This is a genomic window from Chloroherpetonaceae bacterium (genome assembly GCA_025056565.1).
Taxonomy (GTDB): domain Bacteria; phylum Bacteroidota; class Chlorobiia; order Chlorobiales; family Thermochlorobacteraceae; genus Thermochlorobacter.
On sequence record JANWWA010000010.1, the window covers coordinates 85533 to 99385 of the forward strand.

The 13853-nt window shown below is 49.5% G+C and carries 12 protein-coding genes; 10 read left to right on the forward strand and 2 right to left on the reverse strand.

Annotated elements, in window-relative coordinates; translation table 11 throughout:
• Window positions 1–67: 67 nt before the first annotated feature.
• From glgA to NZM05_08930, 4 genes are read left to right on the forward strand one after another with little or no spacing between them, the layout of a single operon-like run.
• On the forward strand, window positions 68–1543 hold the full coding sequence (glgA, locus tag NZM05_08915) for a glycogen synthase GlgA (protein MCS7013731.1): 1476 nt from the start codon (window positions 68–70) through the stop codon (window positions 1541–1543).
• 16 nt (window positions 1544–1559) lie between these two features.
• A complete protein-coding gene (locus tag NZM05_08920) occupies window positions 1560–2165 on the forward strand; it encodes an HAD family hydrolase (protein MCS7013732.1) in 606 nt (201 codons plus the stop codon).
• Between the two features lie 27 nt (window positions 2166–2192).
• A complete protein-coding gene (locus tag NZM05_08925) occupies window positions 2193–2987 on the forward strand; it encodes a class I SAM-dependent methyltransferase (protein MCS7013733.1) in 795 nt (264 codons plus the stop codon).
• A gap of 8 nt (window positions 2988–2995) precedes the next feature.
• Window positions 2996–4231: a hypothetical protein gene (locus tag NZM05_08930; GenBank protein ID MCS7013734.1), complete on the forward strand. Its 1236-nt coding sequence runs from the start codon at window positions 2996–2998 to the stop codon at window positions 4229–4231.
• A gap of 114 nt (window positions 4232–4345) precedes the next feature.
• Here the strand turns inward: NZM05_08930 and purD are convergent, their stop codons facing one another.
• A complete protein-coding gene (purD, locus tag NZM05_08935; GenBank protein MCS7013735.1) occupies window positions 4346–5671 on the reverse strand; it encodes a phosphoribosylamine--glycine ligase in 1326 nt (441 codons plus the stop codon).
• Window positions 5672–5912: 241 nt separating this feature from the next.
• On the opposite strand from purD, the gene NZM05_08940 reads away from it, so the two are divergent.
• From NZM05_08940 to NZM05_08950, 3 genes are all read left to right on the forward strand, one after another.
• Window positions 5913–7736 (forward strand): M20/M25/M40 family metallo-hydrolase, encoded by a 1824-nt coding sequence (locus NZM05_08940; protein ID MCS7013736.1) that lies wholly within the window; start codon window positions 5913–5915, stop codon window positions 7734–7736.
• Between the two features lie 117 nt (window positions 7737–7853).
• Window positions 7854–9110, forward strand: coding sequence for a GWxTD domain-containing protein (locus tag NZM05_08945; protein MCS7013737.1), 1257 nt, complete (start codon window positions 7854–7856; stop codon window positions 9108–9110).
• 96 nt (window positions 9111–9206) lie between these two features.
• Window positions 9207–9677, forward strand: a complete 471-nt coding sequence (locus tag NZM05_08950; GenBank protein ID MCS7013738.1) for a YkgJ family cysteine cluster protein — start codon at window positions 9207–9209, stop codon at window positions 9675–9677.
• Here NZM05_08950 and NZM05_08955 read toward each other — a convergent pair.
• The gene (locus NZM05_08955) at window positions 9667–10557 is read right to left on the reverse strand and encodes an N-acetylneuraminate synthase family protein (GenBank protein MCS7013739.1); all 891 of its coding nucleotides are present in this window, start codon (window positions 10555–10557) and stop codon (window positions 9667–9669) included. The two genes, NZM05_08950 and NZM05_08955, sit on opposite strands and share 11 nt — an antisense overlap.
• A 252-nt stretch (window positions 10558–10809) precedes the next feature.
• Between NZM05_08955 and NZM05_08960 the strand changes: the two genes are divergently transcribed.
• From NZM05_08960 to NZM05_08970, 3 genes are read left to right on the forward strand one after another with little or no spacing between them, the layout of a single operon-like run.
• Window positions 10810–11670, forward strand: coding sequence for a hypothetical protein (locus NZM05_08960; GenBank protein MCS7013740.1), 861 nt, complete (start codon window positions 10810–10812; stop codon window positions 11668–11670).
• A 13-nt stretch (window positions 11671–11683) separates the two neighbouring features.
• On the forward strand, window positions 11684–12328 hold the full coding sequence (locus NZM05_08965) for a hypothetical protein (protein ID MCS7013741.1): 645 nt from the start codon (window positions 11684–11686) through the stop codon (window positions 12326–12328).
• Between the two features lie 27 nt (window positions 12329–12355).
• Window positions 12356–13837 (forward strand): hypothetical protein, encoded by a 1482-nt coding sequence (locus tag NZM05_08970; protein ID MCS7013742.1) that lies wholly within the window; start codon window positions 12356–12358, stop codon window positions 13835–13837.
• The last annotated feature ends 16 nt before the right edge of the window (window positions 13838–13853 follow it).

Sequence of the window (13853 nt, forward strand, 5' to 3'; positions counted from 1 at the left end):
AGCGAATTTTTTGCTACCTTCGAGGCTCATTTAGCCTTCGAAACCAGATTGATTATGAATATACGCAATGCCGAAAAAGCTTAAAATTCTCTTCGTGGCAGGCGAGGTAGTCCCGTTTGCCAAGACGGGAGGACTTGCCGATGTAATGGGGTCATTGCCTCAGGCAATTGAAAAGTTCAACAACGAACCCCGCATTATGATGCCCAAATACGGCGTCATCAATGACCGAAAGTTTCGCTTACACGATGTCCTGCGCCTCAAAGACCTCCCAATCCCTATTGGCTCTAAGACAGAGATGCTGAGTGTCAAGGTCACGGCATTGCCATCCAGCAAAGTACAAATCTACTTTCTCTACAATGAAACTTACTTCAAGCGCGATGGGCTTTATGTCAGTCCGACGACGAAGAAAGACTATCAAGACAACGATGAGCGATTTATTTTCTTTAATCGAGGCGTGCTGGAAACGCTAAAAACGCTGGGCTGGAAACCCGATGTGATTCACTGTAACGACTGGATGACGGCGCTCATTCCTGCCTATCTCAAGCTGGTCTATAAAGATGACCCCTTCTTCAAGAATGTAAAGACCGTCTATACTATTCACAACATAGCCTATCAAGGTGCCTTTCATAAGAGTGCGCTCTACAAGGCAGGCTTTCCAGAGTCCGAATTTACGCCAGAAGGGCTTGAGTTTTACGACAGTTTCAATTTTATGAAAATCGGCATTGTGTATGCCGATGCGATTACAACCGTTTCTGAGAAATATGCCGAAGAAATCCGCACCGATGATGAACTGTCGTGTGGAATGAAAGGTATTCTGAACAAACGCAAAAAAGACCTTTACGGTATTTTGAACGGCATTGACGAAAGCATCTGGTCGCCAGAAAACGATAAGCTCATTGAGAAAAACTACAATGCGGATGACTTGGCGTCGAAATTGGAAAACAAGAAAGCTCTGCTGCGCAAGTTGAAGATGCCTTACAACGAAAAGACGCCCGTCATTGGCATGATTTCCCGCCTTGTTGACCACAAAGGTTTTGATTTGGTCATTGAGGCGTTTGACAAGATAATAGCACTGGATTTGCAGATGGTGCTCTTGGGCACAGGCGAAAAGGAATACGAAGACTTTTTCCGTAAGATGGCTGCAAAGTATCCTGAGAAGTTTAGTGCGACCATTTCATTCAACGATGAACTGGCGCACCTAATTGAAGCAGGCGCTGATATGTTCCTGATGCCTAGCAAATATGAACCCTGTGGAATGAATCAGATGTATAGCTTGAAATATGGCACTGTGCCAATTGTGCGTGCTACAGGCGGTCTATACGATACGGTAAAGCCATACAAGAACGGCAAAGGTAATGGCTTTGTGTTTGAGAAATACTCTGCAACCGATATGCTGAAAGCCATCAAAGAAGCACTGGAAGTCTACAAAGACCAAAAAACTTGGGTCAAAATCGTGCAGAACGGAATGGCAACCGACGTGTCGTGGGAGCGCTCAGCAAAGAAGTACGACGAACTGTATCGAAAGCTGGTCGAAAGCAAGTAAGAAAAGCACAGGCACGATGGAACGCATTAAAGCGCTGTTTTTAGACCGTGATGGCACGATTATCTACGACGAATTAGGTGGATACATCAAGACGATTGAGCAAGTAAGAATCGTGCCACGTGCTGAAATTGCGCTGGCTGCAGCCAAAGAAGCAGGTTACAAGTTGGTGTTGGTTAGCAATCAAGCAGGAATTGCGAAAGGGATTGTAACGGAGGCGCGCGTCGAAGAAATTAATGCATATCTCCAAGCTAAACTTCAAGAAAAAGGAGCGGGCTTAGACTTGTGCTACTATGCGCCAGCTCACCCAGACTATCCACACCCCAAATACGACCAATATCAGTCATGGCGAAAGCCCAATACAGGAATGGTGGAGCAAGCTATCAAAGATTTTGAGGCAAAAGGTTGGATACTCGACCGCAGCCAGTCATATTTCATCGGCGATAAGCAAGTCGATATTGAATGCGGCTTGCGAGCAGGCTTGCGTCCTATTTTAGTAATGACTGGCTACGGTGAGCAAGAGAAGTGCCAGCAAAAACAAACCTTGCCAGAATTTGTTGCACAGGATATCTACGAAGCAATTTTAGGATATGTGCTCAAAAAGCAACCTTGTCCTGCCGAATAACTACGCTCTAAACTCAACTGAAAAGGAATGCAAACTGAAACAATTGAGAGAGATTACGAGCGCGCCGCCAAAAGCGAGATAAACAACGTGACGCATCAACGCTGTATGGTCGCATATGAATTTGCGCGCGACTACATTCAGGGCAAAACGGTGCTGGACATCGGCTGCGGCAATGGCTACGGCACGGCAATCCTCGCAAAAGAGGCAAGGGAAGTGACGGGCGTGGACTATAACAAAGCAACGGTGGAAGCAAACATAGTGCGCTATCAAGACTTGCTGAATGTGCGCTTTGTGCAAGCAAAAGTGCCACCACTGCCGTTTGAGACGGATAGCGTGGAAGCAATTACCAGCTTCCAGTTCATTGAGCACTTGCATCAGCGGCGAGAGTTTCTAAAAGAAGCCTTCCGAGTCTTGAAACCAAAGGGCGTGCTGCTGCTGACAACGCCGAATGTCAAGCGCACACTGGCAAGAAATCCATTCCATGTGCACGAATACACCTTCGCTGAAATGGAGGCGGAAATTGCAGCGGTTTTTCATCGCTATGAGCTTTTCGGTCTGAGTGGGAACGACAGGGTCGAAGCTTACTATGAAAAAAATGCTGAATGGGTGCGCAAAGTCATGCGATGGGACGTGCTTGGGCTACATAAAATCTTACCAGCCACGCTGCTAACTAAGCCATATAACCTCATCACGCACCTAATGCGTCAACGCTTGAAAGAAAGCGTTGCCCACACCACTGAAATTACCGTCGCAGACTTCCAAGTTGTAAATACGGACTTGGATAAAGCATTGGATATCTACGTGGTTGCTTACAAAATTTGAAACAAGCAATGCAGCAAAGAGGCAAGTGCAGCTGGAAAGCATTGCTGGTTATAGGCTGGGCAATCGGTTTAGCTGCATGTGGCAACGAAGACTTGGACATTGTAGGCACAGATGCACGTTTTTTGCGCCCGAACCAATTTCTCACGCTCAATACGGATACGCTGACGCTACTGAATTTTCAAGCTGACTCGGTCTCCACAGGGTCGTTGCTTGGAAGCCCAAGTGCGATTTTGGGTATTCAGCGCTTGCCAGATGGAAAAGAACTGCGTGCCACAGCACACTTGAAATTTTCCTACCCTTTAGCTGCGCTGGATTCCAGTTTCAACAACCGTCCGGGAGCTATTGTGCGCATCACTGATGTCTCGCTCATTTTGCAGCAAGTGCGTGCACAAGCCGATAGCGTGCCATCGCTCGCACCACTTGATGTGGAGATTTTCCGCTCCCCAACTCTCTGGAGTAGCAGCACCTTGCAAAGCAACACGCCCTTTATGGAGCGCGAGCGTTTAGCAAGTGTGCGTCTGCTCAAGGGAGATTCACTGAGCGTGGAAGTGCCTTTGCCTCGCTGGTATGGAGATTCGCTTCTGGCAGCGGCGCGGCGCGGTCAACAATTTTTGCAGGATAGCACCACGCTGACGCTTTCACTGGTGCCCCGTCAAGGCGAGGCGGTAATTACAATCAATGGATTGCTCTCTTTCCTGCGCCTATCGTTTGACTTGCGCACGCAAACAAGCATAGAGCGCCGCTCTGTCCTGATGCCTGTCTTCGATGCAGGCTACACAGGCAGCAAAAACTTTGAAGTCTTCGACTCCGATGCCATCTTTCTTGCACCCACGATAGGTGCGCGTAGCATTTTGAAGTTTCAGCTACCAATGTTGCGTCCGGGCGTATTGGTGAGCCGTGCAGAGTTGCTTTTGGTGCGCGATACGCTTTACACGCCTATTCAAATAGGCGATTATCAAGTAGGTGTCTCAAAAGCTACGGCGAATCGACAGAGCAGCAGCGAGGCGCCTGAACAACGAATGGTGATATTGCAGCGTAATCAATACCGTCTCTTGGTAACAGGCATCGTGCAACAGTGGGCAAATCAGCCTAGCACAAATTATGGGTTTCTCTTGCGAAGTATCAGCCAATCTCTCCCACCGAGCGAAGCAGGAAGCCTGAGCCCGCTGCGTTTCTTCGGTCCAGCAGCACCCGATTCACTACGCCCACGTTTGGTTGTAAGCTACATCGTGAGCAATTTTTAGAAGGCTTAGCGAAAGTGCTTTTGGAGCAGCATATTGAAAGAAGAGAGAAGCGTAGCGTGCAGCCTTTGCTTGCCACATGCAAGTATGTCCAAGTAGAAAGAAGCGTGCAGAGGCTCAGTTGGACTGGCTCAATGCACGCAAGCGCGCCAAGCCTTTTTGACCAATATCGCGCCGATACACTGCGCCCTCGAAGTGGATGTGCGAGACAGCTTCGTAAGCATCACGAATAGCCGTTTCCAGCGACTCATTCACCGCAGTAATAGAAAGCACTCTGCCCCCAGCAGTGTAAAGTTTCCCGTTTTCGAAGCGCGTGCCAGCATGAAAGACAAAAATCTCGCTGCTGGCATCTAAGCGACAGTCGCCATCAAAATGACATTGCCCTGTAATCACTTTACCAGTTTGATAGCGGTCAGGGTAGCCCTGCGAAGCCATCACAACTGTAGCTGCATATTTCGGCAAGGTCTCTATTACAGTAGATGCAAGAGTGCCATTCTGCAGAGCAAGAAGCAGCTGTAGGAAAGGTGTCTTGAGGAGTGGAAGAATGGCTTGTGTTTCAGGGTCGCCTAAGCGCGCATTATACTCAACAACCTTGGGGTCGCCGTTGCAAATCATCAAACCAATGTAGAGAAAGCCTTGATATGGGTAACCTTCACGGTGCATACCTTGCAAAGTAGGTTGGATAATGTGCGTTTCAACCTTGCAGAGCACATCAGGCGTAACGACTGGAGCAGGTGCATATGCGCCCATTCCGCCTGTGTTCTTCCCTGTGTCGCCATCACCAATGCGCTTGTGGTCTTGTGCTGTAGGCAGCAGCTTGTAGGTTAGCCCATCGGTGAGCACAAACACGCTGGCTTCTTCGCCGTCCATAAATTCCTCAATGATGACTTCACGACCAGCCTCGCCGAAAATTTTTTTCTCAAAAATGGCTGTGAGAGCTTCCAGCGCATCACCCTTATGATAAGCAACGGTCACGCCTTTGCCTGCTGCAAGACCACTGGCTTTGACAACAACAGGAAAGGTATGCAACTGCTCTACATACTCACGCGCTTCACGATGAGAGGTGAATCGCACAAACGGAGCGGTAGGAATGCCATGCCGCTGCATAAAGAGCTTGGCAAAGGCTTTGCTGGTTTCAAGCTGGGCAGCTTCCTGAGTGGGTGCAACAATAGGTAAGCCAGCTTGACGAAAACGGTTTCCAATACCTAATGCCAACGGTTGCTCCGGCCCGACAATCGTTAGGTCAATGCGATGGGAGTGAGCAAAAGCTACCAGCGCATCAATGTTGTCAGAAGCAATCGGCACCGCTTCAGCAATGCTGCCTAAGTTGCGAATGCCACCATTGCCGGGGGCAACAAAAATTTTTTCAACCTCAGGCGACTTGGCAACTGCCCACGCTAAAGCGTGTTCTCTGCCACCGCCACCGATAATCAAAACGTTCATTTTTAAGGTATTGCTTTGAAAGATACGCAAAGATACAACTTTTTAGAGGGCAAGCAGAGGCGAAAATCATAGCAGGCAGAGCCGAAATGGTCGCAAAGAGACGGCAACGGAATTCCGCCACAGGATAGGTCGTGCAGATTGCAGCTATGCATACTGAGTGAGCGGTATTGCACACAGCGCTATTGATAGGCAAGGCGTTTTATTCTAACTTCACAGCAAGGAAAGGTAAGCGATGAAAAGGATGAAAAGGAGAGTTCACCAGCTCTACCATGTAGCGTGGATTGCCGCATTTTGGGGGCTAGTGCTATCAGCGGCGTCGCTAAAAGATGAGTTGCCCAAGCCAAAATTTTCCCCTGATTCTCTGATGAAGCATGTGCAGGTGCTCGCAAGTGATGCACTGGAAGGACGTGCGGCAGGCACAAAAGGCGCAGACTCAGCAGCGGCATACATTGAGCACCAGTTTGTGACTTGCGGCTTACGTGCATTTCCAAGTGGATACCGCCAAGAATTCTGGGTGCCACTTGCCTTGAAGCTGGGCAAGCAAAATATGCTGACCTATGGCACGGCAACGCAAAAGCCAGTCAAAGCAAGGCTCGAAAAAGACTTTCTGCCGCTGGGTTATTCAAAGTCAGGTGCAGTAAGCGTAAAGGAAGTTGTGTTTGTAGGCTACGGGCTGTCGACAGAAAAGTATGATGACTATCGAGGCGTAGATGTAAAGGGCAAAGCCGTTGTAATGATGCGCCAGAATCCTGACGGCAATAACCCGCATAGCGAGTTCTATGAAGCATCTTCGCTATACCGCAAGCTCATAGTCGCAAGAGATAAGGGGGCAGCAGCAGTGCTCATCTTTTCAGGGGCAGCAGACTTTGAAGACGATGCACCGATTGAACTCACAAAGGACCGATTAGCCAGCGATGCAGGAATTGTAGCCGTAAGCATTACGCGGACACTGGCGGCAGCACTGCTCAACACCGATACGGAAAATCTGGCGCGCATCCAGAGACACATCAATGAAACGCGCCAGCCAAAGTCGTTTCGCATAAAGAAAACGCTTGCCATATCGGTTGAGCTGATACGAGAGAAGGCAAAAACAGCAAATGTAGTGGGCTACCTGCCTGCCACTGACTCGCTGGTGCGTGATGAGTATATCGTCGTAGGAGCGCATTATGACCACTTGGGCTACGGCGGTCCAGGAAGCGGATCACTCTCGCCTAATGAAAAAGCGATTCACTACGGCGCCGATGACAACGCTAGCGGCACAGCTGCTTTGTTGGAACTGGCACGCTACTACTCAATGCAGCAAAACCGCCCCAAACGTAACTTGGTCTTCATTGCTTTTGGTGCAGAGGAAATGGGACTCTTAGGTTCTGCCTACTTTGTGCAAAATCCACTCTTTCCGCTGGAGCAGATTAACCTAATGCTCAATATGGATATGATTGGACGAATGAAAGACTCCACACTGGCAATCGGTGGTGTCGGCACCGCTGCAGAGCTGAGCGAGCTGGTGGAAGCTGAAAATAGAGACGGTTTCAAGCTTAAACTCACCAAAGATGGATACGGTCCCAGTGACCACAGCAGCTTTTACAGCAAAGGTATCTCTGTGCTCTTCTTCTTCACAGGCACTCATGCTAACTACCACAAGCCCAGCGATACTTGGGAAAAGCTCAACTATCAGGCTCAAGCCCGTATTTTGGAATACATTGCGCGCATCATTGATAGGGTTGACCAGCGTGTCGTACGGCTGACCTTTACCAAAGCTGTCTCAGATAGCATCAGGGCACGCGCAAGCAGCGGAGGATTTCGTGTGTCGCTAGGCACGATTCCAAACTATGCAAAAGAAGTAGAGGGCGTAGAGTTAGACGGGGTGCGAGAAGGCAGTCTTGCCGAAAAGAGCGGATTGAAAGCAGGAGATGTAATCGTGCAATTTGGTGAAAGACAAATCCGAAACATCTACGACTATACCGAAGCCCTGCGTGAAACGAAACCTGGCGATGTCGTAAAAATTGTCGTAAAGCGAGATGGCAAGCCTATCTCGCTAACCGTTGAATTTCCAAGCAAGCAGTAATCGCCAGTCCTAAGATAGGATTGGCAAGGTGCTCAACCAGAAGGGAGGGGTGAGAAAATGAAAGCGTTAGGAGGAAGAAATATCAGGTGGAGATGGGTCGCCTCAGTCTTGGTAACAATGCTGCTGGGTTTTGCTGCCCTAAATGCAGCAGCACAAATTCGGCAGACCAACCTGCAAGTTCAGCCTGATTTTGAAGCAAACCTATTTAACTTTCAGGGCGAAAAAGGCGAGAGCATCCTCACGCTCTATGTGCGCGTCAAATACTCCAAGCTGACCTTCACAAAGAAAGAGGGCACATTTACCGCAATGTATGAGGTAATTGCCAGTTTTCTGGACGAAAAGGGCGCAATGGTTTGTGAAAAGCTCTGGACGGACACGGTCAGCACACGCGTCTACAGTCAAACAATGTCCAAAGACCTCTCACGCGAAATGAGTTTTAATGTGGAGTTGCCACCGGGCAAATATACCGCCGTCGTACAGTTCAGAGACAAGGAATCGGGACGCACCTCTGAGCAGCGCCGTGCGGTGCTGGTCAAGAACTTCAAGCGAGATAGGCCTACGCTTTCTTCAATTATGATTGTGCAAACAGAGTTCGACACAGCGGGGAATGTGAGCTATTTCCCGAATCTTTCCTCTGTTGTACCACTCAATGCCAAAGAGCAGGGACCGCAAATCTACTATGAGATTTACAATACCAACCCAAAGTATGAAACACTGGTGCTGAGGTATGCAATTAGTCATCGCACACGGCGCGACCAAATTGTAGAAGTCTATCGACGCGGCGTAACCTTAGCTGGCGAGCGCACGCGCGTGCTCGACACCATCAGCAGCCAGAGAATCGGTGGCGGAGATTACACACTCTCAATTGGCATTGAAGAGGGTAAAGAGCTACTCGATGAATCCAGTATCACATTTCTTACGCGCATACAAGGCACAAGCTTCTACATCAAAGACCTTGACAAAGCGATTGAGCAACTGGAGTATATCGCCAGTTGGGAGGAAATCAGCAAAATGCGTGAAGCCAAAACCAATGACGAAAAGCTGCGGCTCTTTAACGAGTTTTGGAAACGATATGACCCATCGCCGGGCACAGAAGAAAACGAGTTGCAAGCCGAATACTACGCACGAGTGGAATATGCAAACCAAAACTTTACTGGCTATGGCGAAGGCTGGCGCTCCGATATGGGACGCATTTTTATCAAGTATGGAATGCCTGACTTGATTGAACGCCAGCAGCAGGCATTTGGTCAGCGTCCATATGAGATTTGGGAGTATCAGCAGCACAACCTGCGCCTCATCTTCGTAGATGTCTCAGGCTTTGGCAATTATCGCTTGCTGCGCCCTGAATGGGATGCGCGCAATCGCATTCGTTAGCAGCACAGAGTCTAACTGTGCAACTCTCACGAAAAATACCTTTGAGGAAAGCCAGCACCTTTTCATATTTGAGCAGAGTTCTACTACCGAAAGTGTATGTATCGCAGCTGCATTACAAACTTACATATCTGCAAAGCCAAATGCTGCCAAAACGGCGTGTGGGTCGATGCTGAAGAGGCAAAGCGCATTGAGGCACAGGTGCTGGCTCGTCCTGAGTTAGCAGACTTGCATGGTAAAGTTCTCTGGAGCGAAGAAGATGAAGATGCAGACTACTTCCCTTCAGGAAGAGGCGTTGGCACAGCACTTAAGACGCCCGATGGACCGTGCATTTTCTTAGGCGAGGACTACAAGTGCCGCATCTACGAGTTCCGACCTCACTTTTGCGCCGATTATCCGCTGATGCATCCTGTCGCTACCAGCAAGCAGCCAGTGATGATCGACAATATGTTCGAGTCTATGCCTGAATGCATCTATCACGATATGCTCAAAGCCACGCTGAAATCGATTGAAGAAGAGAAAGCAGCTGAAGCAGCAGCGATGCAAGCTCAGCAAGGGACTACGACTTAATCATCAAGGTGTTGACACGACGGAGTTTCTTGCGTGGAGCAAGCTCGCTGTCATAGACACGCTTAATGCCATCGCCAAGTGCTTTCTCAATGTCACGAATGTTAGAGACAAGTCGCATCATACCTTGAATTTCAACTGAAGCGGCTTGGTCAGTGCCCCACATCGCTCGGTCAAGCGTGATATGACGCTCTACGAATGTTGCACCCAGTGCAACAGCTGCCCAAGTTGGAGCAAGCCCCGTTTCATGCCCAGAGTATCCGATAGGACACATTGGAAACTTGGCTTTCAGAGTGTGAATGACACGCAAGTTGAGTTCCTCAGGCGGGCAAGGGTAGGTAGAGGTCGAGTGCGCAATGAGGAGATTATCGGTGCCCAAGAGTTCAACAGCAGCTTCAATTTCTTCCATTGAAGACATTCCCGTTGAGAGAATAATTGGTTTGCCAGTTGCGCGCGTTTTGCGCAAAAGCTCAGCATCGGTAAGCGACGCAGAGGCAATCTTGTAGCAAGGTGGGTCGAACTGCTCAATGAAGTCGACGGCTTCTTCGTCCCAACACGAAGCAAACCACATAATCCCGCGCTCTTTGCAATGGCGGTCAATTTCTGCATACTGTTCAGCGTTAAACTCGACCTTGTGCCGATATTCAATGTAAGTAAGCCGCCCCCAAGGTGTATCGCGTTCAATATGCCACTGGTCCTTGGGCACGCAAAGCTCGGGCGTGCGCTTCTGAAACTTAACAGCGTCACACCCCGCTAAGATGGCGCCATCAATTAGTTTTTTAGCCAGCTGAACCGAGCCGTTGTGATTGATGCCGATTTCAGCAATCACAAAAACTGGCTCACCATCGCCGACTTTACGGTGTCCAATTTGAACAGTTGCCATACTTTCCCTGAAAAATTTGGTTAGATAGCCCTGAGATAGCTTGAAACCCGCCTCTCCCTCCGAGAGACTAAGTAGTGAAAGTCCAAAGTTAGGCGTTTTTACCTGAAATTTACTAATCGTGATAGGCGTGCAGTAAAGTGTGCGGTCAAGTTCACCCGCAATTCAGAGACTGTGCAGATTGGTGAGAGAACTTAGCGCTGCGGACTTGGCATAGCAGTGAAACTTTCTTAGCTTTCACTTTGTAGAAAGTCAGTGATTCTGCTCACGGAGGTTACCCATATGTCTCGCGCTCGCCTTCTGCTGCTTTTGCTGCTGCCTGCACTCATCTTAACAGGTTGTTACACCCAGTTTTTTGCCGATGAAGAGGTCTACCAAGCAAGCGAGCGTAATGAAAAAGCAATGCAGTCTGAAGGCACAACGATTGTAATTGATGAATACTTTGCACCAGCGCCTTATTTTGGCTCACAGTGGTTCTGGGGAGACTTTTGGTATGAGCCATGGTTTGATCCATTTTTTGCGTCGCCTTGGAGGTCAGTTGGCATAGGTTGGTGGGCGCCGTATTGGCGATGGAACGGGAATGCTTACTGGGGCTGGGCGCCCTACTGGGCGTGGTCTGGCTGGGTCTGGAATCCAGCTTGGGTGTGGGGCAATCCAACTATCGGCAATTGGGTGTGGGTGCCAAGTGTTGTAACGCCATCGGTGCAGCTAAGACAAGCACGAGTGGCAGGTAGGTTGCGGTTCGCAGTACCTGAGAATGATGAGACGATACCGCCGCCGAGTGTGGTAACACCCCCTGCAAACGACAATAGTGTGCAGCGTCGGCTAAGCTCAGAGTCCAGCGCTGTGCCAGCAGGTGCAATGCCTCTTGAAAAGACGCAGAAACGCACCAGACGCATTGAACCAGACAGCTATGCGCTTCCTTACCAGCCCACACCAAGCACAGCCTCTGAGCGCAAAGGTGCACCTTACCCACATCTATTTAGGCAAGAGTTGCGCACTCGAAGTGGCTACTACGAAACAAGCGGCTCAGGGAGTGGGGCAGGTTTGCGAAGCAGTTCGTCAAGTGGAAGCACAGGAGGAAGCACACGCTCATCAGGTCGAACTCGTGAATAAAGCGTGCTTTGATATGAAAGTGAAGGTTGTGCAAGGACTTTTGCTGCTCTCTATGCTTGCAGTAACGGGATGCATAGGCTACACGATGTGGTCTCACCCTGAGGTTGAAGTCTATGATGAAGCACTGCAAGCATATATGCTTGAGAGGGTAACCGTAACAGCAAATTGTCGAAGTTGCCACAGCAATCAGCATGACCAATTTGGCACATACGCACAACTCTTTTTTCAGCAAGATTCGCTGTCACTCTCGAAGAAAGACACCCTTCGTACTTGTCTATCCCCATCTGAGCTGCGCGGTTATGAGAACTACCAGCATTCGGACTGGGGGAAATACTACTACGCCGTGTGGTGGTTCAATCCAATCGTAGTTGAACAGGCATCTAACGGCACGATGGAAATAATCAATCTGACGCCCTCTCTGACTGAGCGACTGCGACAAAGCCCACTAGTGAGTCGAAGGCGCTGGGACGCAGTGCCAAACAGCACGGACACTTCGGCAAGCACCCGCACCTCGACGGCAGCGCCACCCACAAAGGCTGACCCGCCTACTCAGGGAGAGCGACGCACTACATCTGGTGAGGGCGCAAACACGCGTGCCAATCAAAATGAGTCCTCTGCTGACCCAGCCACTCGTGAATCAGGACGAACCCGCAAGTAAAGCAATGCAATGCAAACTGCGCAGACTATGATGCGTATCCGAGTTATCCTCACTGCTCTAATGCTCTGCAGCGCGGTGCAGTTCGCATATGCACAAAATGAGTTAGATGCTTTACGTCAAGCCCAGACCAGCTATGGAGTAGGTGCAAGGGCTATTGCGTTAGGGGCTGCTTACAGCGCTATTGCAAACGATTACGCAGCCACGCTCTTTAATCCTGCGGGGCTGGGACAAATCAAGCGCCTTGAAGCGAATCTTGGCTTTGATTTCTTTCAATACAGTGCGGACGCACTTTACCTCAATGCTTCCAACAGCGCAACGCACTCTGGCAATGGGCTAAACAGTATTGGCTTGGTCTTTCCCGTCCCAACCTATCGGGGCAGCTTTGTCTTGGCTGCAGGCTACAATCGGCTGCGCAATTTCCGAGCGGCACAAAATGCGACGGCACTGAATCCATCAGGTAGCATTAGCGATTGGTTTTTGACCTTTACGCCGCGTTTTGATGCGCAAGGTCGGATTCAGCTCGTGGATGTAGGGGCATTAGCATTCAATCACTACCTCATAAACGACCAAAATGGTCGATACGTCAATCCCGTTATCAATCGAGGGCAGGTGCTGCAAAGCTCATCGCTACTGGAAGATGGTAGCAGCAGTGCATTTGTGCTATCAGCCGCAATTGAAATTGCGCCAGCTTTGTTTATAGGCGGCACGCTAAACCTGCTCGGCTCACGCTACACATTTAATCGGGATTTTACAGAACGCGATGAACAGAACCTTTATCCCAACTTCATTTCACTGACGCTCTCTGAAAACTTTGAGACTGAAGCCAGAGGCATCAGTGTGAAAGCAGGAATGCTCTATCGTGCTGACCAGCACTGGCGACTGGGCTTGACGATTGAATCGCCAACATCGTTAGAGCTGAAAGACCGATTCAACACGCGCTTGCAGACGCGTTATGAGCGTCCACCCAATGGCGCAACGCGCAATACCTTCGACGACGCTTTACCAACTGGGGAGTTTGAGTATCGCTTGCAGACGCCATGGGTGTTTGGTGCCAGCATTGCGTTTGAGAGCAGTTTCCTTACGATAGCCACCAACTTGAACTATCGCGACTGGACACAACTCTCCTACTCAAGTGATGATGCATCACTTGCACGTGTCAATCGCGTCATTCTATCTGACCTGCAAGGTGCATTTGGAGCAGCCATAGGCTTGGAAATTCACCCAAGTGCTTTCCCTTTGCGCCTATGCGGCAGCTACGCTGTTGAGCAATCACCTTTTCGCTACCGTCTTTCAGAAAATCCAAATGAGAAAATTGCAACCTCGCTGGCTGATGTACGCCAAACATTTGGCATAGGGGTAGGCTTCCTAATCCAGCAAACGGTGGCAATTGATATAGCTTATCTCGTTACGACGCAAACGGCTCAAGGGCGACTCTACAGCGGCTCTCGCATCGTTTCGGAGACAATCCGCAACACAAATGTGATAATGACGGCAAGTTTCAGATTCTAAGGCAGTAATTGGAATA

Coding starts and splice junctions, on each gene's coding strand:
- glgA (MCS7013731.1), top strand. CDS start 68: ATGCCGAAAAAGCTTAAAATTCTCTTCGTGGCAGGCGAGGTAGTCCCG.
- NZM05_08920 (MCS7013732.1), top strand. CDS start 1,560: ATGGAACGCATTAAAGCGCTGTTTTTAGACCGTGATGGCACGATTATC.
- NZM05_08925 (MCS7013733.1), top strand. CDS start 2,193: ATGCAAACTGAAACAATTGAGAGAGATTACGAGCGCGCCGCCAAAAGC.
- NZM05_08930 (MCS7013734.1), top strand. CDS start 2,996: ATGCAGCAAAGAGGCAAGTGCAGCTGGAAAGCATTGCTGGTTATAGGC.
- purD (MCS7013735.1), bottom strand. CDS start 5,671: ATGAACGTTTTGATTATCGGTGGCGGTGGCAGAGAACACGCTTTAGCG.
- NZM05_08940 (MCS7013736.1), top strand. CDS start 5,913: ATGAAAAGGAGAGTTCACCAGCTCTACCATGTAGCGTGGATTGCCGCA.
- NZM05_08945 (MCS7013737.1), top strand. CDS start 7,854: ATGCTGCTGGGTTTTGCTGCCCTAAATGCAGCAGCACAAATTCGGCAG.
- NZM05_08950 (MCS7013738.1), top strand. CDS start 9,207: ATGTATCGCAGCTGCATTACAAACTTACATATCTGCAAAGCCAAATGC.
- NZM05_08955 (MCS7013739.1), bottom strand. CDS start 10,557: ATGGCAACTGTTCAAATTGGACACCGTAAAGTCGGCGATGGTGAGCCA.
- NZM05_08965 (MCS7013741.1), top strand. CDS start 11,684: ATGAAAGTGAAGGTTGTGCAAGGACTTTTGCTGCTCTCTATGCTTGCA.
- NZM05_08970 (MCS7013742.1), top strand. CDS start 12,356: ATGATGCGTATCCGAGTTATCCTCACTGCTCTAATGCTCTGCAGCGCG.